This is a genomic window from Amycolatopsis nalaikhensis (assembly GCF_030264295.1).
GTDB classification, from domain to species: Bacteria; Actinomycetota; Actinomycetes; order Mycobacteriales; family Pseudonocardiaceae; genus Amycolatopsis; species Amycolatopsis nalaikhensis.
The window spans coordinates 6,327,665-6,349,307 of record NZ_CP127173.1 but is presented as its reverse complement, the minus strand read 5'-3'; the positions used below and the strand labels follow the sequence as shown (position 1 = coordinate 6,349,307).

Annotated in this window: 17 protein-coding genes and 3 pseudogenes; 8 read left to right on the top strand and 12 right to left on the bottom strand. The window is 71.7% G+C overall.

Features of this window, described 5'->3' with window-relative positions; translation table 11 throughout:
* Positions 1 to 31 precede the first annotated feature (31 nt).
* Positions 32 to 2,513 (bottom strand): annotated as a pseudogene (locus tag QP939_RS31115) (DNA translocase FtsK).
* Between the two features lie 240 nt (positions 2,514 to 2,753).
* Between QP939_RS31115 and QP939_RS31110 the strand changes: the two are divergent.
* From QP939_RS31110 to QP939_RS31095, 4 genes are all read left to right on the top strand, one after another.
* Positions 2,754 to 3,569 (top strand): lysophospholipid acyltransferase family protein, encoded by an 816-nt coding sequence (locus QP939_RS31110; protein ID WP_285449745.1) that lies wholly within the window; start codon positions 2,754 to 2,756, stop codon positions 3,567 to 3,569.
* Between the two features lie 33 nt (positions 3,570 to 3,602).
* Positions 3,603 to 4,217, top strand: coding sequence for an NAD(P)H:quinone oxidoreductase (gene wrbA, locus QP939_RS31105; protein ID WP_285449744.1), 615 nt, complete (start codon positions 3,603 to 3,605; stop codon positions 4,215 to 4,217).
* 49 nt (positions 4,218 to 4,266) lie between these two features.
* Positions 4,267 to 5,214: an EamA family transporter gene (locus tag QP939_RS31100; protein ID WP_285449743.1), complete on the top strand. Its 948-nt coding sequence runs from the start codon at positions 4,267 to 4,269 to the stop codon at positions 5,212 to 5,214.
* Positions 5,215 to 5,291: 77 nt separating this feature from the next.
* A complete protein-coding gene (locus QP939_RS31095; protein WP_285449742.1) occupies positions 5,292 to 6,665 on the top strand; it encodes an amino acid permease in 1,374 nt (457 codons plus the stop codon).
* Here the strand turns inward: QP939_RS31095 and QP939_RS31090 are convergent.
* The 8 genes and pseudogenes from QP939_RS31090 to thyX form a co-directional block, all read right to left on the bottom strand.
* A complete protein-coding gene (locus tag QP939_RS31090; protein ID WP_285449741.1) occupies positions 6,619 to 8,247 on the bottom strand; it encodes a VWA domain-containing protein in 1,629 nt (542 codons plus the stop codon). The genes QP939_RS31095 and QP939_RS31090 overlap by 47 nt on opposite strands.
* Before the next feature lie 154 nt (positions 8,248 to 8,401).
* Positions 8,402 to 10,099, bottom strand: coding sequence for a ribonuclease J (locus tag QP939_RS31085; RefSeq protein ID WP_285449740.1), 1,698 nt, complete (start codon positions 10,097 to 10,099; stop codon positions 8,402 to 8,404).
* Positions 10,096 to 11,130 (bottom strand): 4-hydroxy-tetrahydrodipicolinate synthase, encoded by a 1,035-nt coding sequence (gene dapA / locus QP939_RS31080; RefSeq protein WP_285459888.1) that lies wholly within the window; start codon positions 11,128 to 11,130, stop codon positions 10,096 to 10,098. Before dapA ends, QP939_RS31085 begins: the two co-directional genes overlap by 4 nt.
* A gap of 140 nt (positions 11,131 to 11,270) precedes the next feature.
* Positions 11,271 to 12,747 (bottom strand): annotated as a pseudogene (locus tag QP939_RS31075) (serine/threonine-protein kinase).
* A gap of 78 nt (positions 12,748 to 12,825) precedes the next feature.
* Positions 12,826 to 13,260 carry a hypothetical protein gene (locus tag QP939_RS31070; protein ID WP_285449739.1) on the bottom strand — a complete coding sequence of 145 codons (435 nt, stop codon included), beginning with the start codon at positions 13,258 to 13,260 and terminating at the stop codon, positions 12,826 to 12,828.
* A 4-nt stretch (positions 13,261 to 13,264) separates the two neighbouring features.
* Positions 13,265 to 14,506, bottom strand: coding sequence for an Nramp family divalent metal transporter (locus QP939_RS31065; RefSeq protein ID WP_285449737.1), 1,242 nt, complete (start codon positions 14,504 to 14,506; stop codon positions 13,265 to 13,267).
* A 118-nt stretch (positions 14,507 to 14,624) separates the two neighbouring features.
* The gene (locus tag QP939_RS31060) at positions 14,625 to 15,020 is read right to left on the bottom strand and encodes an ACT domain-containing protein (protein ID WP_285449736.1); all 396 of its coding nucleotides are present in this window, start codon (positions 15,018 to 15,020) and stop codon (positions 14,625 to 14,627) included.
* A complete protein-coding gene (gene thyX, locus QP939_RS31055) occupies positions 15,020 to 15,772 on the bottom strand; it encodes an FAD-dependent thymidylate synthase (RefSeq protein WP_285449733.1) in 753 nt (250 codons plus the stop codon). Before thyX ends, QP939_RS31060 begins: the two co-directional genes overlap by 1 nt.
* A gap of 122 nt (positions 15,773 to 15,894) precedes the next feature.
* On the opposite strand from thyX, the gene QP939_RS31050 reads away from it, so the two are divergent.
* Together QP939_RS31050 and QP939_RS31045 are read left to right on the top strand one after the other, a co-directional pair.
* Entirely contained in the window at positions 15,895 to 16,404 is a 510-nt protein-coding gene (locus QP939_RS31050; RefSeq protein ID WP_285449731.1) for a toxin-antitoxin system HicB family antitoxin, read from the top strand.
* Positions 16,405 to 16,414: 10 nt separating this feature from the next.
* A complete protein-coding gene (locus QP939_RS31045; protein WP_285449728.1) occupies positions 16,415 to 17,338 on the top strand; it encodes a DUF4097 family beta strand repeat-containing protein in 924 nt (307 codons plus the stop codon).
* A gap of 122 nt (positions 17,339 to 17,460) precedes the next feature.
* Here the strand turns inward: QP939_RS31045 and QP939_RS31040 are convergent, their stop codons facing one another.
* The gene (locus QP939_RS31040; protein ID WP_285449726.1) at positions 17,461 to 18,579 is read right to left on the bottom strand and encodes an FAD-dependent oxidoreductase; all 1,119 of its coding nucleotides are present in this window, start codon (positions 18,577 to 18,579) and stop codon (positions 17,461 to 17,463) included.
* 75 nt (positions 18,580 to 18,654) lie between these two features.
* On the opposite strand from QP939_RS31040, the gene QP939_RS31035 reads away from it, so the two are divergent.
* Complete coding sequence (locus tag QP939_RS31035) at positions 18,655 to 19,308, top strand: TetR/AcrR family transcriptional regulator (protein ID WP_285449724.1); 654 nt, start codon at positions 18,655 to 18,657, stop codon at positions 19,306 to 19,308.
* Here QP939_RS31035 and QP939_RS31030 read toward each other — a convergent pair.
* The gene (locus QP939_RS31030; RefSeq protein ID WP_285449722.1) at positions 19,305 to 20,519 is read right to left on the bottom strand and encodes a winged helix-turn-helix domain-containing protein; all 1,215 of its coding nucleotides are present in this window, start codon (positions 20,517 to 20,519) and stop codon (positions 19,305 to 19,307) included. The genes QP939_RS31035 and QP939_RS31030 overlap by 4 nt on opposite strands.
* A 59-nt stretch (positions 20,520 to 20,578) precedes the next feature.
* Here QP939_RS31030 and QP939_RS31025 point away from each other — a divergent pair, with 59 nt between their 5' ends.
* The gene (locus tag QP939_RS31025; protein ID WP_285449721.1) at positions 20,579 to 21,136 is read left to right on the top strand and encodes a GNAT family N-acetyltransferase; all 558 of its coding nucleotides are present in this window, start codon (positions 20,579 to 20,581) and stop codon (positions 21,134 to 21,136) included.
* A 66-nt stretch (positions 21,137 to 21,202) separates the two neighbouring features.
* Here QP939_RS31025 and QP939_RS31020 read toward each other — a convergent pair.
* A pseudogene (locus QP939_RS31020) lies at positions 21,203 to 21,454 on the bottom strand (GtrA family protein); the annotation flags it as partial.
* Positions 21,455 to 21,643: the final 189 nt, after the last annotated feature.

Below are 21,643 nucleotides of genomic sequence, written 5' to 3'. Positions count from 1 at the left end.
CAGGACGGACCGGACGCCGTCGCCGGTTGCATCACTCCTCGTCCGGGTCCGACGGCACCGGGTCGCCGCCGCGGATCATGAACAGGACCGACTCCAGCTCCTCCGGCTTGATCAGCACGTCGCGGGCCTTCGAGCCCTCCGACGGGCCGACCACGCCGCGGCTCTCCAGCAGGTCCATCAGCCGCCCGGCCTTGGCGAACCCGACCCGGAGCTTGCGCTGCAGCATCGACGTCGACCCGAACTGGGACGTCACGATCAGCTCCGCCGCCTGCAGCAGGACGTCGAGGTCGTCGCCGATGTCCGGGTCGATCTCCTTCTTCTCGCCCGCCTTCTGGGCCGTGACGCCGTCCTGGTACTCCGGCTGCGCCTGCTCCTTGGCGTAGTTGACGACCGCGGCGATCTCTTCGTCGCCGACGAACGCGCCCTGGATGCGGACCGGTTTCCCGGCGCCCATCGGCAGGTAGAGCGCGTCGCCCATGCCGATCAGCTTCTCCGCGCCCGGCTGATCCAGGATGACCCGCGAGTCGGTCAGCGACGACGTCGCGAAGGCCAGCCGCGAAGGCACGTTGGTCTTGATCAGGCCGGTCACGACGTCCACCGACGGCCGCTGCGTGGCCAGGACCAGGTGGATCCCCGCCGCGCGGGCCTTCTGGGTGATCCGGACGATCGCGTCCTCGACGTCGCGCGGGGCGGTCATCATCAGGTCGGCGAGCTTGTCGACGATCGCCATGATGTACGGGTACGGCCGGTACTCGCGCTCGGACCCCGGCGGCGCCGTGATCTCGCCCGACTTGACCTTCTTGTTGTAGTCGTCGATGTGCCGGACCTTGTTGACCTGCATGTCCTGGTAGCGCTGCTCCATCTCCTCCACCAGCCAGGCCAGCGCGGCGGCGGCCTTCTTCGGCTGGGTGATGATGGGCGTGATCAGGTGCGGGATGCCCTCGTACGGCGTCAGCTCGACCATCTTCGGGTCGATCAGGATCATCCGGCATTCGTCCGGCGTCGAGCGCGCGAGCAGCGACACCAGCATCGAGTTGACGAAGCTCGACTTACCGGAACCGGTGGACCCGGCGACCAGCAGGTGCGGCATCTTCGTCAGGTTCGCGGTGACGAAGTGGCCCTCGATGTCCTTGCCGAGGCCGATCACCATCGGGTGGTTGTCCTTGACCGTCGACGGCGCGCGCAGGACGTCGCCCAGGCGCACCATCTCGCGGTCGGAGTTCGGCACCTCGATGCCGACCGCGGACTTGCCGGGGATCGGCGCCAGCAGCCGGACGTTGTCGGTGGCGACCGCGTACGCGATGTTCTTGGTCAGCGCGGTGATCTTCTCGACCTTCACGCCCGGGCCGAGCTTCGACCTCGTAGCGGGTGACCGTCGGGCCGCGGGTGAAGCCGGTGACCTGCGCGTCGACGTTGAACTGCTCCAGCACGCCGGTGATCGCCTCGATCATGGCGTCGTTGGCCTTGCTGCGGGACTTCGGCGCGTCGCCGAGCTTCAGCAGGTCGGGCGGCGGGAGCTGGTAGTCGCCTTCGACGGTCCTGGTCACCGCGAGCGGCGGCTCGGCGGGCTTCTTCGGCTTCTTCTCCGGCACCTCGACGGGCTTCGGCTTGGGCGGTTTGACCGGAGTCGGCGCCTCGGCGAGCATCGCGTCGATGTCCAGCTGCTCGGGCTCGGATTCGCTGGCCTGGCGGCGCCGCGACGGCTTGCGCAGCCGCGCGGACTTCGGGTCGGCCTCGGTGACCTTCTCCTCGTCGGTGGCGAACCCGGAGCGCTGGGCCTCGGCCTCGGCGATCTCCTCCTCGTCGAGGCCCCAGTGCCGTAGCCGGTGCGGGATCTCGCGGACCGGCGTGCCGGTGAACACGAGGACGCCGAAGACCAGCGCGAGGATCAGCAGCGGCACCGCGACCCAGGTGGTGACGCCCATGGTCAGCAGGCCGCCGGAGAAGGCGCCGATGATGCCGCCGGCGTACATCCGGCCGTCGTTGGTCGCCGGGAGCGCGGTGAAGATGTGCAGCATCCCGAGCACGGACAGGACGACCATGATCGTGCCGATCACCATCCGCGGCCGCGTCTCGGGGTGCGGCTCGGACCGCATCAGCGCGACGGCGACGACGACCAGCACGAGCGGCAGGGTGACGGCCCCGGCGCCGAGGACGGTCCGGGCGGCGATCTCGACCCCGGCCCCGATCGGGCCCGCGGCCCGCCACCAGACGCCGACGGCCGCGACGATGGCCAGCGCGATCAGGCCGAGCGCGAGGCCGTCGCGGCGGTGCTCCGGCTCGAGCTCGCGGGTGCGGCCGACCGTGCGCGCCAGCGTGCCGATGCCCTTGGCCAGCAGGTTCCAGGTCCCGCGGACGCTCTTGCCGAAGATCCCGGGTGTCTTGCGCCGCGCGCGAGGGGCGGGCTTGCGGGCAGCGGAGGTACGTGGCTTCGCGGGTGTACGCGGCTTACGCGCCGCTGCCCCCTTCGCGCCGCTTCCCGTGCTTCGCTTCCTCGTCGCCGACCCAGCCATGCCTCAACGGTAACCGGCGACGACGTTTCGTCACATGCGCCACTCGCAGCGCAGGGTGAACTTCTGTCTCACACCGGGAGCATGAGGGGCCATCCGGGTGAAAGCGCCCCAATGTGGCCTTCGGTGCGTCAGACGCAACGAAGGCCGCCTTGGGTGCGTCAGACGCAACCAAGGCCGCCTTGGGGCGCTTGGGCCGCCGGTGCGCAAACGGGTGAAATCGGCGTCTGCCATGCTCTGCCCATGGTCGCGCTGCACTCCGACAACACCTCCCGCCGGGCCCCCGCCATCTGGCGGACCATGCTGAACATCGACCGCGGGCTGGTGAACCTGGTCGGGCGGCTCACCGTCACCGGCCGGATCCCGGCGCAGCTGCGCGGCAAGCCGCTGCTGATGGCGGCCAACCACATCGGCGTGTTCGACGCGTTCGTGCTGATGGCGGCGTGCAAGCGGATCGGCATCAACCCGCGGTTCATGCTGGCCGGGGGCATCCTCGACGCGCCCGTGATCGGGCCCGCCCTGCGGGTCAGCGGCCACCTGCGGGTCGACCGGAAGCACGCCGGGACCGCCGTCGGGCAGTTCGCCGAGGCCGTCGAGGCGATGAAGACCACGCGCGAGCCGATCATCGTCTACCCCGAGGGCCGGATCAGCCACGACCCGGGCCTGTGGCCGGAGCGCGGCAAGACCGGCGCGGCGCGGCTGGCGCTCGCCTCGGGGGTGCCGGTGATCCCGATCAGCCAGTGGGGCGCGCACGAGGCCGTCTACTGGGGCACCGAGACCGTCAACGGCCCGGCCGACCTGGTCCCGCTCGCCCGTTCCGGGCTCAGCGCTCCCCTGCGCCGCCCGAAGTTCCGGGTGCACTTCGGCGAGCCCGTCGACCTGTCGGACGTCGAGCCGGAGCGGCCCGGCGCCGGCGTGCGCGCGCACGCGAAGATCATGCAGGCGATCACCGACGGCCTGGTCCCGCTGCGGCGCGACGAGCTCGACCGGCCCCGCTTCCACGACCCGACGCGGCCGACCGACACGGTCAGCCCGTGGAAGCCGAAGTCCGGATCCTGAGACACGACTTCCGGCGCCCCTAGAGTCGCGGGGGTGAGCACACGGATACTCGTCGTCTACTACAGCGCGACCGGGAACACCGCCGCCCTCGCCGAGTCCCTCGCCGCGGGGGCCCGCGAAACCGGCGCCGACGTGCGCGTGCGGACCGTGCCGGAGACCGCGCCCGCCGACGCCGTCGCGAAGAACCCGCGCTGGCAGGCCTGGGTGGACGCCGGACCGCACCACGACCTGGCCACCCTCGCCGACCTCGAGTGGGCCGACGGCCTCGCGGTCGGCAGCCCGACCCGGTTCGGCGGCCCGGCCGCCCAGCTCAAGTCCTATTTGGACAGCACGGGTGGGTTGTGGGCGCAGGGAAAGCTGGCCGACAAGGTCGCGAGGTCGTTCACCACGGCGTCGACGAGGCACGGCGGCCTCGAGTCGACGCTGCTGGCGATCAACAACGTCTTCTACCACTGGGGTGCGATCGTCGTCCCGCTCGGTTACGCCGACCCGCACCTGATGGAGTCGGGCAACCCGTACGGCGGCTCGTTCGTCTCGCGCAAGTCGGCGGCGCCGGACGAGCTGGCGCTCGGCGCGCTGCGGGTCCAGGGCAAGCGGCTGGCCACCATCACAACGCACGTCGCCACCGGGCTGAAGCAGGCGGAGTAACCGGAAAAACCGTTTCGGCAGTCACGCGGCGAGCCCTAGAGTCGCGACGGTGACCACCGAGCTGCCCGTCCTCGCGCCTCCCCGCGTCGCCCACCGCGGCCGCGGGACCACGCTTGTCCTGCTCGCCGCGTTGTTCTTCAGCACGTCGGGCACGCTGGGCAAGTCCGCGATGTCCGCCGGGTTCAGCCCGGAGCAGGTGGCCGCGATGCGGATCGGGCTCGCCGGGGCCGTGCTGCTCGTCGGCGTGGCGCTGGTGGCGCCGCGCAAGCTGCGGGTGCGCCGGGCCGAGCTGCCGGTGCTGGCCGGGTACGGCCTGCTGGGGGTGGCCGGCGTGCAGCTGCTCTACTTCGTCGCCGCGGGCCGGATCCCGGTCGGCATCGCGATCCTGCTGGAGTTCGTCTCGCCGGTGCTCATCGCGCTGTGGGTGCGGTTCGTGCGGCGGCACCGGCTGCCGCGGTCGGTGTGGGGCGGGATCGCGCTGGCGATGGTCGGGTTGTCGCTGGTCGCGCAGGTCTGGCAGGGCGTCACGCTGAACGGCGTCGGGCTGCTCGCGGGCTTCGGCGCGGCCCTGTGCTCGGCCGGGTACTTCCTGCTCGGCGAGCGCGCGGTGGCCGACATCGATCCGCTCGGGCTGGTCACCTGGGGCATGGTGATCGGCGCGGTGCTGATCAGCCTGGTCGCGCCGCCGTGGACGTGGCCGGTCGGGCTGCTCGGCGTGGACGTCGAGTTCGGTGCGTGGCACCCGCCGGTGTGGCTGCTGCTGGTCCTGCTGGTGCTGGTCGCGACGGTGCTGGCGTACGTCTGCGGGATTTCGGCGCTGCGGCACCTGCCCGCGTCGGTGGCGAGCGTGCTGGGGCTGGTCGAGCCGGTCATCACGACCGTGGCGGCCTGGGCGTTGATCGGCGAGGAGCTGGCGTGGGTCCAGCTGCTCGGCGCGGCCATCCTGCTGGCCGGGGCGTACCTGGTGCAGCGCAAGTCGGAGATCCTCACGCACTGACGTTGCGCAAATTCTTCACCGGACGGCTTTCGGGTGCGAGAATCCCGCGATCCGCGCTCACCCGGGGAGGAAGCACCTTGACGACGAAGTCCGGGCTGCGGCCCGAGTTGCGCCAGCGGCACGTCCGGATGATCGCCCTCGGCGGCATCATCGGCGCGAGCCTGTTCATCGGCAGCGGCGCGGTGATCCACACCGTCGGCCCGGCCGCGGTCTTGTCGTATGCACTCGGCGGGCTGCTGGTCGTGCTCGTGATGCGGATGCTCGGCGAGATGGCGACGGCGGCGCCGGCACTGGGCTCGTTCATGGAGTACGCGCGCGACTCGCTGGGCGGCTGGGCCGGCTTCACGATCGGCTGGCTGTACTGGTACTTCTGGGTCGGCGTGGTCGCGTTCGAGGCGGTGGCGGGCGCGAAGATCCTGCAGGGCTGGATTCCCGGCGTGCCGCAGTGGGTGTTCTCGCTGGGGTTGATGCTGCTGCTGACGGCGACGAACCTGGCGTCGGCGCGGTCGTTCGGCGAGACGGAGTTCTGGCTGGCGTCGATCAAGGTCGCGACGATCGTGGTGTTCCTGGTGCTGGGGGCACTGTTCGTGCTGGGGCTCTGGCCGGGCGCGCACTTCTCGGTGGGCAACATCAGCCTGGACGGCTTCGTCGCGCAGGGCCCGTTTTCGGTGGTGCACGGCGTGGTGATCGTGATCTTCTCGTACTTCGGAGCGGAGATCGTGACGATCGCGGCGGCGGAGTCCGACCAGCCGGAGACGGCGGTCCGCAAGGCGACGTCGACGATCGTCTGGCGGGTGATCGTGTTCTACGTGGGCTCGGTGGCGCTGCTGGTGATGATCACACCGTGGCGCGAGATCCCGAGCGAGACGAGCCCGTTCGCGGCGGCGTTCAGCCGGTTCGGCATCCCGGCGGCGTCCACATTGGTCAGTGCGGTGGTCCTGACGGCGGCGTTGTCGGTGCTGAATTCGGGGCTGTACACGGCATCCCGGATGTTGTTCGCGTTGCGCAGGCACGGGTGGGCACCGTCGTGGATCGCGGACACGAACGCGCGCGGAGTGCCGTGGAAGGCGATCCTGGCGTCCACTTCGGTCGGGTACGTCGCGGTGGTGATGAGTTACGTGTCACCGGACAAGATCTTCTACTTCATCATCAACTCGGCGGGCGCGGTGGCGTTGTTCGTGTACGCGATCATCTGCGGATCGCAACTGCGGATGCGGCGGTCGCTGGAGGCTTCGGCGCCGGATCGGTTGAAGCTGCGGATGTGGGGTTATCCGTGGCTGAGCTGGCTGACGCTGGGGTTGACCCTGGTCGTGGTGGCGTCGATGTTGTTCGTGGACGCGGACACGCGGGCGCAGCTGTACCTGAGCCTGATCAGCCTCGCGGTGATCCTGGGCGTTTACGCCCTCATCCGCCGGCGATCCGGCTCAGAGCCCCGAAAAACACGTCCGTGATCTTCGCCGGGTCCGGCGCTACGAACGCCTGACCGCCCGTCGCCGCGGTCAGCTGGTCCAGCTCCCCTTTGTCGGCGTCCGGGCCCACGCCCACGCCGATCAGCGGGATCGGGCGCCTGGGGTCCTGGAGCTTCGCCAGCTCCGTCAGCAAATCCGCGCGGGAGATCGAGCGCGGGTCCTCGTTGCGGCCGTCCGTCATCACGATCACCAGGTTCAGCCTGCCCGGCTCCCACTCTCGGCGGGCCGTGCGGTACGCGTCCAGGATCGTGTCGTACAGCCCCGTTCCGCCGTCCGGTGTTGCCTTCAGCTGGGCCAGCTTGTCCTGCGCGCCGCTCGCCAGGTGCGCGGCCACCGAAGCCATCGGGAGGATTTCGCGGTAGTCCTTGTCGCCGTCGAGCTTGGTCGAGAATGCCAGCATTCTCAGCTGCGTCGCCGGTTTGAACAGGTGCAACGCCTTCTGCGTCGCCTCGGCCGTCAGCTGCATCCGGTTCAGCGACGTGCCCGGCACCTGTGCGTTCATCGACCCCGACACGTCGATCAGCACCTGCACCCGCGCGCTCAGGTTGACCCCCGCCCACTGGTTGAGCAGCTCGTCGACCACCGCCGACGGCGGGAGGTTCGCCGCCCGGAAGCCGGCCGGGTTCACGCGCGGGTCGTCCGTGTGCGTCCTCAGCGCCTGCCCGCCCGCCGCGCGCAGCCCGGTCTCCGCGATCGCGACCGCGCCCGCGTCGCCGAGCACTGCGGCCCGCAGCGCGTCGACGATCGGCCGTTGCCGCGGCGAAACCCCGCCCAGCTCGGCGAACGGGTAGTCCAAAGTGGGCACCGCCGTCGAGTAGACGGCGACCAGCGGCGATGTCGCGTCCTCGATGTTGTGGCGCAGCACCGAGTTCTCCGACGCCGGGAACGCCGTCACCGCCGCCGTGCCGCCGCCGTCGCTCGAGCCCGGCAGGCGGGCGATCAAATCCGTCTCCGCGCCGAGGGTGTTCGCCGAGAACCGCCGCAGCAACGCGACGTACGCCCCCGACGGCTCGGCGGCCGTCTTCACGCTGTCGCGCAGGCCGAGCAACGCCAGTGCGCCCACCGCGTCGCGTGACGGGTCGGGCATCCCCGGGACGGCGCCCGGCGCGGCGAGCACCTCGTCCCACGTCGGCGTGCGCCCCTTGACGACGTCCTCGGCGACCGCGAGCACCACCGGTGAGCTGGCCACCGAGGACCCCGATTCCGGGACGTCGGCGGCGCCGAGCTGGCGGGCGCGGCGCAACGCGAGCGTCGAGTCCGGCACCCAGACCTGCGGCCGCGGGCTGCCGTCGGACATCGCCAACCGCTCGGCGACCTGCGTCGCCTCCCTGGTCTGGACCTCGACGCTGCCGCACTCGAGGTCGAGCCCCCGCGCGACGAGCGAGAGCGCCGGGGCGATGTCCGCCGACGCGGTGACCAGGACCTGGGCCGGCTGCTCGCACGTCGGCCGCGCACGCACGACCGAGACGGTCACCCAAGCCGCGGCCCCGAGCACGAGCACGAGGCCCGTCGCGAGGGCGGGCACGAGCAGCCGGCGTCGTCTGCCGTCCGAGTGACGTCCCATCGGCGCGGCCTCTCTGCGTGAGGCGGGGTGGGGACCAAGGTTAGCCCGCGGCAAAGCGGCGGCTCGTGGTCCAGACGGCCTAACAGCCTCAGGCGCGCCGGAAAGCCGTGAAGGCCACCTCGAGAAACCTCGAGGTGGCCTTCACGAAGCTTGGTCAGACCGGGATGACCGTCGGGACGATCATCGGGCGGCGGCGGTAGGTGTCCGCCACCCAGCGGCCCACCACCCGGCGGACCGCCTGGGCGATCCGGTGCGTGTCCGTGATGCCCTCGGCCTCGGTGCGCGCCAGCTCCATCTCCACCAGCGGCACCACGGCGTCGAGCGCCTTCGGGTCGTCGGAGAAGCCGCGGCCCGCCACCGTCGGGCTGCTGACCGCGCGGCCGGTGTTCGAGTCCACCGCGACGTTGATCGCGATGAACCCGCCCTCGCCCAGGACCAGCCGGTCCGACAACGTCGACTCGCCGACGTCGCCGACCGAGAGGCCGTCGACGTACACGTGCCCGACCTCGACGCGGCCGGTGCGGGACGCCTTGCCGTCGACCAGGTCGACGACCACGCCGTCCTCGGCGATGACCACGTTCTCCGGGGCGACACCCGTGCGGATCGCCAGCTCGCCGTTCGCGCGCAGGTGCTTCCACTCGCCGTGCACCGGCATGACGTTGCTCGGGCGCACCGCGTTGTACAGGTACAGCAGCTCCCCCGCCGACGCGTGGCCGGACACGTGGACCTTCGCGTTGCCCTGGTGGACGACGTTCGCGCCGAGCCGGGTCAGGCCGTTGACCACGCCGAACACCGCGGTCTCGTTGCCCGGGATCATCGAGCTGGCCAGGACGACCGTGTCGCCCGCGCGGATCGAGATCTGCCGGTGCTCGCCGCGCGCCATCCGCGACAGCGCCGAGAGCGGCTCGCCCTGCGAACCCGTCGAGACGAACAGGACCTTGCTTTCGGGCAGATTGCTCGCCTGGTCGAGGTCGACCAGCAGGCCCTCCGGCACGTTGAGCAGGCCGAGGTCGGCCGCGATCCCCATGTTGCGGACCATCGACCGGCCGACGAACGCGATCCGGCGGCCGTGTCGCTGCGCGGCGTCGAGCACCTGCTGGACGCGGTGCACGTGGCTGGCGAAGCAGGCCACGATCACGCGCTGGTCGACCTTGCGGACGACGTCGTCGAGCACCGGGCCGATGTCGCGCTCGGGCATGACGAACCCGGGCACCTCGGCGTTGGTCGAGTCGACGCAGAACAGGTCGACGCCCTCGTCGCCCAGCCGGGAGAACCCGGCCAGGTCGGTGAGGCGCCCGTCGAGCGGGAGCTGGTCGAGCTTGATGTCGCCGGTGTGCAGGACCACGCCCGCCGGGGTGCGGATCGCGACCGCGAGCGCGTCCGGGATGGAGTGGTTGACCGCGAAGAACTCGAGGTTGAACACGCCGACGTCGCGGCGCTCGCCCTCGCGGACCTGGATCAGGTTCGGTCGCTGCCGGTGCTCCTTGGCCTTCGCCGCGAGCAGGGCGTTGGTGAACTTGGAGCCGTAGATCGGCAGGTCCGGCCGCAGGCGCAGGAGGAACGGGACGGCACCGATGTGGTCCTCGTGCCCGTGGGTGAGCACCAGGCCGTCGATGTCGTCGAGGCGGTCCTCGATCGCGCGGAAGTCGGGCAGGATCAGGTCGACGCCGGGCTGGTCGTCCTCGGGGAAGAGCACCCCGCAGTCGACGATGAGCAGCCGTCCGCCGAACTCGAAGACGGTCATGTTGCGCCCGACTTCGCCGATGCCGCCCAGCGCGACGACGCGCAGGGCTCCCTCGGGCAGTGCGGGCGGGGCGTTGGTGGGGCCTGGACCTGGGGGAAGTGAGCTCACCGAGGCAGGGTCCCAACGCTGGTGTGCGAGGTCGGCGCGACGTAGGCCGCTCGCGAGTCTGCTTGTGCCACCCGCTCACCATGCCAGTCCTGGGCCGCCGTGTCGCCCAACGGCACGCCGCCCTGGGTGAGATCGGCGGCGATCAAGGCCGTCTGCTCGGCCGTCGGCGCGACGATCGGCAGCCGCGGGTCGCCGATGTCGAAGCCGCGCAGGCGCAGCGCCGCCTTGCTGAACGCGACCCCGCCGACCCGCGACATCGCGCGCAGAACGGGCAGCATCGCGCGGTGGTTGGTGCGCGCGGTGGACGTGTCGCCGTTCTCGTAGGCGTCGATCATCGCGCGGATCCGGCCCGCGACGACGTGACCGATCACACTCACCACGCCGACGCCGCCGACGGAGATCCACGGCAGGTTCAGGCCGTCGTCGCCGGAGTAATAGGCGAGGTGGGTGTTGGCGATGACCTCGGAGCCGGCGATCAGGTCGCCCTTGGCGTCCTTGACCGCGACGATCCGCGGGTGCTCGGCCAGCCGCCGCAGCGTGTCGACCTCGATCGGGACGATCGAGCGCGGCGGGATGTCGTAGAGCAGCACGGGCAGCCCGGTGCTGTCGGCGACCGCCGTGAAGTGCGCGTACAGCCCGGCCTGGCTGGGGCGCGAGTAGTACGGGGTGACGACGAGCAGGCCGTGCGCGCCCGCCGCTTCGGCCTGCTTCGCCTGCTCGATGCTGTGCGCGGTGTTGTTGGTGCCCGCGCCGGCCACGACGGTCGCGCGGTCGCCGACGGCCTCGACCACGGCGCGGACGAGCTCCTGCTTCTCCGCGTCGCTCGTGGTCGGGCTCTCGCCGGTGGTGCCGTTGATGACGAGGCCGTCGTTCCCCAGCTCCACGAGGTGCTCGGCGAGCTCCTGCGCCCGCTTCAGGTCCAGCGCGCCGTCGGCGTCGAAGGGGGTCGCCATCGCGGTGAGCACGCGCCCGAACGGCCGTCCGGGCGCTGTGACAGCCGAAGCTTCGCTCCGGGCCGGGGGCTCCGCCACCCGGTCCCCCGAAATGCCTGTGGTAGGTGGGTTGGACATGCTGAGACGGTACCTCGTCACCCCGACAAAAACCGCGCCGACCTGGTCACCCCGGTGAAGTGCGGAGGATTTCCCGGGCCGGGCCGCTCGTCGCGGAACTTCTACTTGACCTTGGTCACGATCGGCGCCGAGATGGGGCCGCCGTCGGCCTTGGCCAGCACGCAGTAGAACTCGCGCGTCGGGTAGTCGCCGGACTTGTCGGGCACGCTCTGCCACTCGCCCTGCGTCGGGACGAGCGCCCGGTACTTGAGGCCGTCGCGCTTGGTCTCGGGGACGATCGACGAGCGGAAGGAGGCGGCGCAGCGGGCTTCGGCGACCGCGGTGACGGCGGCCTGGCCCGGGTAGGCGGCGACTTCCGCGTCGCTGTCGGACCAGCTCGCGGTGCCGATGGCGTCGCCGGTGTCGAAGATCTCGAGCGTGTGGCTCTCCGTGCACTCGCCGTCGTTGTCCTTGCTGATCACGCCGCCGTCCTGGACGGTCGCGTTGTAGCAGATGTAGCTCGAGCTGGTGTCCACCCGCATCTGCCCGCCGAGGCCGTAGGTCATCGTCGGCAGCTTCTGCTCGTCGGGGGCCGGGGCCTCGAAGGCCTTGCCCGCGAAGAAACCGCCGACGAGGGCGGCGACGACGAGCACCGCGGCGCCCGAGAGCCACAGGGTGCGGCGGGACCGCTTCGGCGGCTCTGCGGGCGGCTGGTGCAGCATCGCGGTGCCGTTCGGCGGGGTCGGCCGCACGCCCTGCGCCGTGGTCAGCAGGTGCTGGGCCTGTGCCGCGGACAGCCGGGCGTCGGGGTTGGCGACGAGCAGGCCGAGGATGGCCGCGGCGATCGGGCCCTGCGCCCGGGTGAGGTACGGGATCTCGGTCATGATCGCGTGCAGCGTCGCGGCGGTGGTCGCGCGCTCGAACGGGATGGTGCCTTCGACGGCGTAGAAGAGCGTCGCGCCGAGGGACCAGAGGTCGGACGCGGGCAGGGCTTCGCGGCCTTCGACGCGTTCGGGCGCCATGAAGGCGGGCGAGCCGACGATCATGCCGCTGGTGGTCAGGCGGGGGTCGTCGACGGCGTGGGCGATGCCGAAGTCGGTGAGCTTCACGCGGCCGTCGGGCGCGACGAGGATGTTGGCGGGCTTGACGTCCCGGTGCACGATCCCGGCGGCGTGCGCGGCCTGCAGCGCGGCGAGCACCCGCTCCCCCAGTTGCGCGGCCTGCGCGGCCGGCATCGGCCCGCGCTGCCGCACGAGGTCGGCGAGGCTGGGCGCCTCGACGAGCCTCCATGACGATGAAGGTGGTGCCGCCGTCGGTGACGACGTCGTAGACGGTGACGACGGCCGGATCGTTGAGCCGCCCGCCGGTGCGCACCTCGCGCAGGGCGCGTTCGGAGAAGACGGCGGCGGACTCGGCGTCGGGCAGCCGCAGCTCCTTGACGGCGACCGGGCGGCCGATGACCTGGTCCTGCGCCCGCCAGACGACGCCCATGCCGCCCCGGCCCAGTTCACCCAGCAGGAGGTAGCGGCCCGCGACAACCCGCTGACCAGGCGTGACGGGCGCCTGCGGTGGGTACGGCCGGGTCTGTTCGTCGGTCACGGTGCTCCTTCTAGCGGCGGTCGCGCAGATGCTAGTCGGAGTGCCGGAGCGCGCTGTCGGTTCCGCGGAATTCGTGACTCAACGCCGGGTTTCGCCGCCGTACGGGATCCACCGGTACCCCGGGGCGAAGTCGCTGAACTCGGCGCGCTCCCCCGCCGCGGCCCAGAGGTCCTCGCGGAGGACCAGTCCGGGGAAGATCGTGAGGTCCCGCTCCGCCATCAACTCGTCGTAGCCGCGGAACAGGTCGGTCTCGATCCCGGCGAGGGCGTAGCGGTAGACCGGCGGTGCCGTCCGGAGCAGCCAGTAGAGGCGGCGTCCGGCCGCGGTCATGGCCCTCGCCTCCTCGTCGGACCGCTCGCCGGTGCGGCTGAGGCCTTCCGGGACGACACCGCACCACCAGGCGGCTTCGCCCTCGAACACGCGCGTCGGCCAGCCGGCGAAGTGCCGCGCGAGGTCGCGGGCGTGGGTCTCGCGTTCCCCGCATTCGGCGTTGAGGGCGTAGATCCAGGCCACCGGGTCAGCCCGCGAAGGTCAGGTAGATCAGGACCAGGTTCAGGGCGATGATGATCGCCGCGATCACCGACGCCGCCACCGTCGTCAGGCGGCGGTTCGCGTCCTCGCCCATCAGCGACCGGTCCGCGGTCAGCCGGATCAGCGGCACCAGCGCGAACGGGATCCCGAACGACAGCACCACCTGCGACACGACCAGCGCCGCGCTCGGGTCGGCGCCCAGGGCCAGCACCAGGATCGCCGGGGTCAGCGTCACCAGCCGGCGCAGGACCAGCGGGATCCGCTTGTGCAGCAACCCCTGCATGATCATCGCACCCGCGTACGCGCCCACCGACGTCGACGCCAGGCCCGAAGCCAGCAGGCCGATCGCGAACATCAACGCCACGCCGGGGCCGAGCGCCTGCGCGACCGCCGTGTGCGCGCCCTCGATGCTGTCCACGCCGTCCTGGCCCTGCAGGTTCGTCGCCGCCAGGAGGAGCATGCCCAGGTTCACCGCGCCCGCCAGCAGCATCGCCAGGCCGACGTCCGCGCGGGTCGCGCGCAGCAGGCGGCCGCGGCGCTCGGCGTCCGGGCGGCCGTGGCGGTCGCGGACCAGGCCGGAGTGCAGGTACACCGCGTGCGGCATCACCGTCGCGCCGAGCATCGCCGCCGCGATCAGGACGCTGCCCGCGCCGTCGAACCGCGGCACCAGGCCGCCGAGCGTCTCCGTCGCCGACGGCGGCTCGACGAACAGGCTCGCCAGGAACCCGACGGCGATGACCAGCAGCAGCCCGGTGACCACGCGCTCGAACGTCCGCTGGCCGCCGCGGTCCTGGACCGCCAGCAGCGTCAGCGAAACCGCGCCCGTGATCAAGCCGCCGACGATCAGCGGCAGGTCGAACAGCAGGTTGAGCGCGATCGCGCCGCCGACCACCTCGGCCAGGTCGGTGGCGATCGCGACCACCTCGGCCTGCAGCCAGTACGCCAGCCGCGCGGGCTTGGACAGGCGGGCGCGCAGGGCCTCCGGCAGCGACGTCCCGGTGACCAGGCCGAGCTTCGCCGACAGGTACTGCACGAGCACGGCCATCAGGTTCGCCGCGACGATCACCCACACCAGCAGGTAGCCGTAGCGGGCGCCGGCGCTGATGTTGGACGCGACGTTCCCCGGGTCGACGTACGCGATCGCCGCCACGAACGCCGGCCCGAGCAGGGCGGAACCGGTGCGCAGGCGGGTCGTCAGTTTCGGCCGGACTGCCTCGGTCACAGCCATGACGCCCACCTTTCGAGGACCGGATGTCGGGGATCCTAAACCGAAGTTTAGGCATGCCGAACTTTGTCGGGCAAGGGTGACCGCTCCCACCCTCGGGCCCCGGGTACCCCGAACCGGTTCAGATGTGCGCGACCTCGTGGCCGGATTCGCGCAACGCCTTCACGGCGTGGTCGAGGTCCGTCGCGCGGACCAGGATGTGGTCGGTGTCGAACGTCGACATCGAGAACAGCGCCACGCCCGCCGCGGCCAGCTCGGACGCCAGCGCGGCGATGATGCCGGTGAGCGTGAACTCCAGGGGTCCGCGGACCGACAGCAGCCGCCAGCCGTCCTCGGCCGCCGTGCTGCCCGCCGGTTCGCGGCCGGCCGGGCAGATCACCGAAAGCTCCTCGGGCGTGCGGGTCACCGAGACGAACTCGCTGCCGGGCGCGAAGAGCTCCGCGGGCACCGGGGCGTCCGCGGGCAGCCGGACGACGGCGTACTCGCCGGGCCGGACGTCGATCGCCAGTCGCTTCATCAGCCTTCGAACACCTTCGGGCTCGTCGCGATCTCGGTGCCGTCCGGCAGCGTCGAGATGGTGAAGTCCGCGAACACGTTCGCCGCGGCTTTTTGCAGCTGCCGCAGGCATTCCACGGCCAGCTCGCGGATCTCGACGTCGGCGTGCTCGGTGGCGCGCATCCCGACGAAGTGGCGCCACGCGCGGTAGTTGCCGGTCACGACGATCCGCGTCTCGGTCGCGTTCGGCAGCACCGACCGCGCGGCCTGGCGGGCCTGCTTGCGGCGGAGGGTCGCGGTCGGGACGTCGGCGAACTTCTCCTCGAGCCCGGCCAGCAACTCGGTGTAGGCGTCGACGCTCGCCCGCGTCGCGGCGAGGAACTTCTCGTGCAGCACGGGATCGTTCGCGATGACCTCGGGTTCGACGAACTCGGCGTCGCGCTCCGGGACGTACCGCTGGGAAAGCTGCGAGTAGGAGAAGTGGCGGTGGCGGATCAGCTCGTGGGTCAGCGACCGCGAGATCCCGGTGATGTAGAAGGTCACGGAACCGTGCTCCAGCACGGAAAGGTGGCCGACGTCGATGATGTGCTCGAGGTAGCCGGCGTTCGTGGCGGTGGCCGGGTTCGGCTTCTTCCACGACTGGTAGCAGGCGCGGCCGGCGAACTCGGCGAGCGCTTCACCGCCTTCGGCGTCGGTCGACCACGGCACGTCCTCGGGTGGGAAGAACTCGGTTTTCGCGATCAGCTGCACCCTGGGTGACACGGTTCCGGCCACGTCCGCACTCCTTGTCCACGACTCCCCGCGCAGCCTAACCGCGAACGGGCCCCGCACCGCCGGGGGACACGTGACATCACTGCCGCCTTGACTGACGTCGCTGGTGACGTCATAGTGGTGTCATGGACCTGACGCCGTACATCGCCAACCTTCGCGAGGACCTCGCGAACACGGCTGCCGCCGGGGACGAGCAGACCCGGCGGGCGGCCGCGCTGTTGTCCTCCGCGCTCGAACCCGCCGTCCGCCTGACGCTCATGAACGCCCTCGCCGACCTCGCGGCCGAGGTCACGGCCGCGTTGCCGGGCCAGGTGGTGGACGTGCGCCTCGACGGACGCGACGTCCGCGTGGTCGTCACCGGCGCCGCCGAGGAGGCACCGCCGCGCGCGACACCACGTGACACCACGCCGCCACCACCCATCGACGGCGGTGACATCAGCCGCATCACGCTGCGGCTGGTCGAGCAGATCAAGGGGCAGGCCGAGCGGGCCGCGGCGGCGCAGGGTGTCTCGCTGAACACGTTCGTTTCCCAGGCCGTGCAGGGGGCGCTGGGACACGGCTCGCCGGGCGCGGGCCACAAGCACCAGGGCAAGGGCGGCTCGGGGTCGCGCCTGCACGGCTGGGTCGAAGGCTGAGGGGATCGAAATGAGCGAAGAGCAGACGACACCGGCCGAAGAGCCGAACGACGAGCTGGTGCGGATCGACGAGTTCGAGGCGGAGGGCCCGCTGGAGCTCGACGTCAGCGTCACGATCGGCCGCGTCGAGCTGGTGCTGGAGGGGGATTCCGGCGCGCGCGTCGAGCTGCGGCACGACCAGGGCGAGCAGCAGCCGTGGGTGGCGGGGGTCAACAGCCTGCTGTCGTGGGTCGGCGAGCGGTTCGGCGACCAGCTGGGCGTCGACCCGGCGGCGTCGCCGACGGAAGCTGTGCGGCAGAGCCGGATCGAGAAGATCGGCAACCGCCTGGTGGTCCAGGCACCGAAGGCGTGGCAATTGCGGAACGTCGCGCTCGCGGTGGTCGTGCGCGCGCCGGCGGGTTCGCACGTGGACGTCCGGGCGGGCGCCGCGAACGTGACGGTGACGGGCTCGGCGGGGCGCGTCGACGTGACGACGGGTTCCGGCGAGGTGAAGCTCGACCGGGCCGACGGCGCGGCGACGGTCCGCTCCGGCAGCGGCGGCATCAAGCTCGGCCCGACCTTGGGCGGGCTGCAGCTGCGCAGCGGCAGCGGCAACGTCGAGGTGACGTCGCTGGCGGGATCGGCGACGCTGGCGACGGGCACGGCGGACGTGTGGCTGGGCGCGGTCTCGGGCGAGGTGATGGCCCGCACGGGCAGCGGCGACCTGTCGGTGGCCGACGCGGCCTCGGGCTCGCTCGACCTGATCACGGGCTCGGGCGAGGTCCGCGTCGGAATCCGTGGCGGGACGACCGCCGAGGTCGACCTGACGTCGAGCAACGGGCGGGTGTCGAGCGAGCTGGACGTCTCCGATGTCGCGCCCGAGGGCGGCGTGAAGCTGAGGGTCCGCGCCCGCACCGGCTCCGGCAACGCCGTGGTGACCCGGGCGGCCGGTTAGACCGGTTAGCAAGGGGGAGACGGGTCGTTCCCGGTGGGGGCCGGGAACGACCCGTCGCGCGCGCCGCGACTCGCGCCGCGGCCGGGCTGGTCGGCGACTTTCTCCGCCGCCGCCCGCGGTCGTCAGGCCGGGGCCTTGCCCGTCATCAGGTCGACCAGGCTCTGCGGCGTCTTCTCGCCGAAGCACAGCTCGAAATCACGCGCAGCCTCGATCGCCTCCTCCGCACTCCGCGTGAACAACTCCTCCTCGTACTCCCCCAGCGCCGCTTCGACGTCGCCCGGATGCGCGGCGAGCGCCTTGCCCAGCTCCGCCGCGTCGAACATCGCCAAATTCGCGCCTTCACCGTTCGGCACCGACACGTGAGCCGCGTCGCCGAGGAGCGTCACCCCCGGCACCCTCTCCCACCGGTGCCCGGCCGGGAGCGCGTGGATCGGGCGCAGCACCGGGGCCGTCTCGCCGTCGGTGATCAACGCCCGCAGCTCCGGGGCCCAGCCCTCGAACTCCGCCGCCACCCGGGCCGGGTTCGTGACGTCGACCTCGGCGAACCAGTCCAGCGGCTTCGACAACACCACGTAGGTGTGCAGGTTCCCGCCGCTCTCGCGGTGCGCCTGGATCCCCCTCCCCGGCTCCATCGAGAACATCCCGCCGCCGCCGACGGTCTTCGCCGCCTCCGGGTGGCGGTTGTCCGCGTCGAACAGGTACGTCTCGATGAACGACGTCCCGACGTACTCGGGCACCACCTCGGACAGCAGCGGCCGGACTCGGGACCACGTCCCGTCCGCGCCGACCAGGACCTCCGCCACCACCTTGCCGCCGCTGGCGAACGTCACCTCGTGGCCGCCGTCCGCCAGCGTGCGGACGCCCGTGACCTTGTGGCCCCAGCGGACCGTGCCCTCCGGCAGCGAATCCAGCAGCAGGCGGCGCAGGTCGCCGCGCTGGACTTCGGGACGGCCGCCCGTTCCGTCGTCGGGTTCGTCGAGCAGGACCGTCCCGTCGCGCGACAGGATCCTCGTCGCTTCGCGCCCCTCCAGGACCAGGTCGCGGAACCCGGCCGTCAGACCGGCGGCCTCGAGCGCCGCCTGGCCGTTGTGTTCGTGGATGTCGAGCATCCCGCCCTGCGTGCGCGCCGCCGGGGACGCCTCCGCCTCGTACACCGTGGCCGCGATGCCGTGGACGTGCAGGACGCGAGCGAGCGTGAGGCCGCCGAGCCCGGCACCGATGATCGTCACCGAAGTCTTCATGGTCGTCTCCTCCGAGTCGTACTGGAATGACGTTCCAATCTTGGAACGCCGTTCCAGATATGTCAAGATGACGGCATGACCACCCGGCGCACCGAGGCCCTCTCCCGCGCGCGCATCGTCGAGGCCGCCGTCGAACTCCTCGACGCCGACGGCGAATCCGGCCTGACGTTCCGCGCCCTCACCCAGCGCCTCGCCACCGGCCCCGGCGCGATCTACTGGCACGTGGCGAACAAGGGCGAGCTGCTCGACGCCGCGACCGAGACCGTCATCGCCCAGGCCGTCGACCACCCGCAGAGCGGCCCGCGCGACGGGATCCGCACCGTCGCGCTCGGCCTGTTCGAGGCCATCGACCGGCACCCGTGGCTCGCCACCCAGCTCGCCCTGCAGCTTTCGCGCAGCCCGTGGGGCACCGTGACGCCGCGGATCTTCGAAAGCATCGGCCGCCAGGTGCGCGAGCTGGGCGTGCCCGAGGCCGAGTGGTTCACGGCCACGTCAGCGCTCGTGCACTACATCCTCGGCGCCGCCGGCCAGAACGCCGCCAACGCCCGCAGCGCCGCGCCCGGCGCCGACCGCGCCGAGTTCCTCGACGCCGTGTCGAAGGTCTGGGAAGCGCTCGACCCCGACGAATACCCGTTCATGCGGGCCGTCGCCGCCCAGATGCGCGAGCACGACGACCGCGCGCAGTTCCTCGCCGGGATCGACCTCATCCTCGGCAGGATCACGCGCTAGCGCACCAGCTTCGCCAGCGGTTTCGCCAAGTCGCCGCGGGTGCCCACCTCCACTCCGGACAGGCCCAGCCACTCCGCCATGTGCCGCAGCTCGGCCGCCAGCTCCGGTAGGACCCTGGCCACGTCGACGTCCTCCTCGGCGAACGCGCCCTGGACCCGCAGGACTCCGGCCGCCCGGTCGGACTTCAGGTCGACTCGCGCCACCAGCGAGCCGTCCAGCAGGAACGGGAACACGTAGTAGCCGTACACCCGTTTCGGCTCCGGAACGTAGATCTCGATCCGGTAGTGGAAGCCGAACAGCCGCTCGGTGCGGGCGCGTTCCCAGATCAGCGGGTCGAACGGGCACAGCAGCGCCCGCCCGGTGACCGCACGCGGGGTGCGCGCGTCCGCGTGCCGGTACGCCACCGGTTTCCAGCCACGCACCCGCACCGGCTCCAGGACGCCCGCCTCCACCAGCTCCGCCACCGCCTGGCGCGCCGGGGCCGGGCCGAGGCGGTAGTAGTCGCGCAGGTCCGTCTCCGTCGCGACGCCTAGGGCCCGCGCCGACCGTTCGATCAGCCCGCGCGCCCCTTCCTCCGCCGAGACCGAGCGGGCCAGGATCTCCGGCGGGACCACCCGTTCGGTCAGGTCGTACAGCCGCTCGAACGACTTGCGCGTGCCCGTGGTCAGCTGGCCGACGCCGAACAGGTACTCGCAGACGCGCTTGACCTCCGAGCGCTCCCACCACGAGCCGGGGCCGCGGCGCTGGGCGTCCGCCGCCACCTCGCGCTCGATGCCGCCCGCGCCGATCGGGCCGAGTTCCTTGACCACCGACAGGATCTCGTCGACCAGGCCCGGCGACTTCTCGATCAGCGGCCCGTAGTGCCGCCACCAGCCGTCGCGCTTCGCGCCCGAGCGGATCAACGGCCAGTCTTCGATCGGGAGCAGGCTCGCCTCGTGCGCCCACGTCTCGACCATCAGCCGGGGCTGCCGCGCCGAATGCGACCACGCCGCCGCGTCGAGCAACTCGGGCTCGTACGCGCCGAGGCGGGAGAACACCGGCATGTAGTGCGCGCGGACGGCCACGTTCACCGAGTCCAGCTGGAGCAGCTGCACCCGCGACAGCACCCGTTTCAGGTGCCGCCGGGAGACCGGACCGGACGGACGTGGGTCGGCGAAGCCCTGTGCAGCCAGGAAGGTCTTCCGGGCCGTCGTGACGCTGATCGTTTGCATGGTGCCGTCATGGTGCCACCCACCACCGACAAAAAAGCGCACCAGTATCTTCAGCACCTATGAGCGACGCCGCCGTCCGCCCCGCCGACCTGTCCGACGCCGCGGAGATCGCCCGCATCCAGCGCGACACCTGGCACGCCGCCTACGAGGACCTCCTCGGCAAGCAGGCGCTCGCCGAACTCGACGGCGCCGACCTCGTCGGCACCTGGACCGAGACCATCGACTACCCCGGCAGCCTCGTCTACGTCGCCACCGAAGGCGAGTTCACCGTCGGCTTCTGCGTCGCCGGCCGGGCCCCGGAAGGCGAAGTCGCCGCCGCCGACGGCAGCCTGCCCGACGACGCCGACGCCACCGGCCTGATCGCCACCCTGCTCGTCGAGCCGCGGTGGGGCCGCCGCGGCCACGCGGGCCGGCTACTCGCGACGGCCGCCGCCGGCCTCCGGGCCGACGGCGCCGCCCGCGGCATCGCCTGGGTCGCCCAGGGCGACCACGCGTCGCTCGGCTTCTACCGCCGGGCCGGCTGGAACCCCGACGGCACGGTCCGCACCCTCGACACCGGCGAGCGCATGCTCCGCGAAGTCCGGCTCACCGGCACCCTCGACCTCGCGCTCACCTGAGTCGCGGAAGATCACCCACCGCAGCACGGAGTACATGAAAACGCCCTCGCAGGCGCCCGCGAGCAGCCGCGCGAGGTGGTATTCGACGCCCAGCGCCGTCAGTCCCGCGCCCACACCCAGCAAAAACGCGGCGTAATTGACAGCAATCGCCACGATGTAAAGGACGAGCTGGATTCCGACGGCGGCGTGGGAATGGAAGTTGAACGTCCGGTTCAGCACGAAGCTCAACCCGAACGCGCAGACGTACGCGAGCGTGATCGCCAGCCACACCGGCCAGCCGAGCAGTCCGTGGAACGCCGTCAGCAACCCGAGGTCCACCCCGAACGTCAAACCGTTGATGAGGCAGAAGCCGAGAAACGTCGGGGGCACGAACCGCGACAGTCCCAGCGGAAGTACGCGTACGACGGCCCGGCAGAAGGCGCCGAAGCGGTCAGCGGGCGTTCGGGGTTGCTCGGCGGCCACGTCGCCAGGGTTCCAGCGGGAGGTGACCGGAAGCCGTCGCGCAGG

Bases quoted from the DNA above. Each gene is read 5' to 3' on its own strand.
- QP939_RS31110 (WP_285449745.1), top strand. From the start codon at position 2,754: ATGGTCGCGCTGCACTCCGACAACACCTCCCGCCGGGCCCCCGCCATC.
- QP939_RS31090 (WP_285449741.1), bottom strand. From the start codon at position 8,247: ATGGGACGTCACTCGGACGGCAGACGACGCCGGCTGCTCGTGCCCGCC.
- QP939_RS31065 (WP_285449737.1), bottom strand. From the start codon at position 14,506: ATGGCTGTGACCGAGGCAGTCCGGCCGAAACTGACGACCCGCCTGCGC.
- QP939_RS31060 (WP_285449736.1), bottom strand. From the start codon at position 15,020: ATGAAGCGACTGGCGATCGACGTCCGGCCCGGCGAGTACGCCGTCGTC.
- QP939_RS31050 (WP_285449731.1), top strand. From the start codon at position 15,895: ATGGACCTGACGCCGTACATCGCCAACCTTCGCGAGGACCTCGCGAAC.
- QP939_RS31045 (WP_285449728.1), top strand. From the start codon at position 16,415: ATGAGCGAAGAGCAGACGACACCGGCCGAAGAGCCGAACGACGAGCTG.
- QP939_RS31040 (WP_285449726.1), bottom strand. From the start codon at position 18,579: ATGAAGACTTCGGTGACGATCATCGGTGCCGGGCTCGGCGGCCTCACG.
- QP939_RS31035 (WP_285449724.1), top strand. From the start codon at position 18,655: ATGACCACCCGGCGCACCGAGGCCCTCTCCCGCGCGCGCATCGTCGAG.
- QP939_RS31030 (WP_285449722.1), bottom strand. From the start codon at position 20,519: ATGCAAACGATCAGCGTCACGACGGCCCGGAAGACCTTCCTGGCTGCA.
- QP939_RS31025 (WP_285449721.1), top strand. From the start codon at position 20,579: ATGAGCGACGCCGCCGTCCGCCCCGCCGACCTGTCCGACGCCGCGGAG.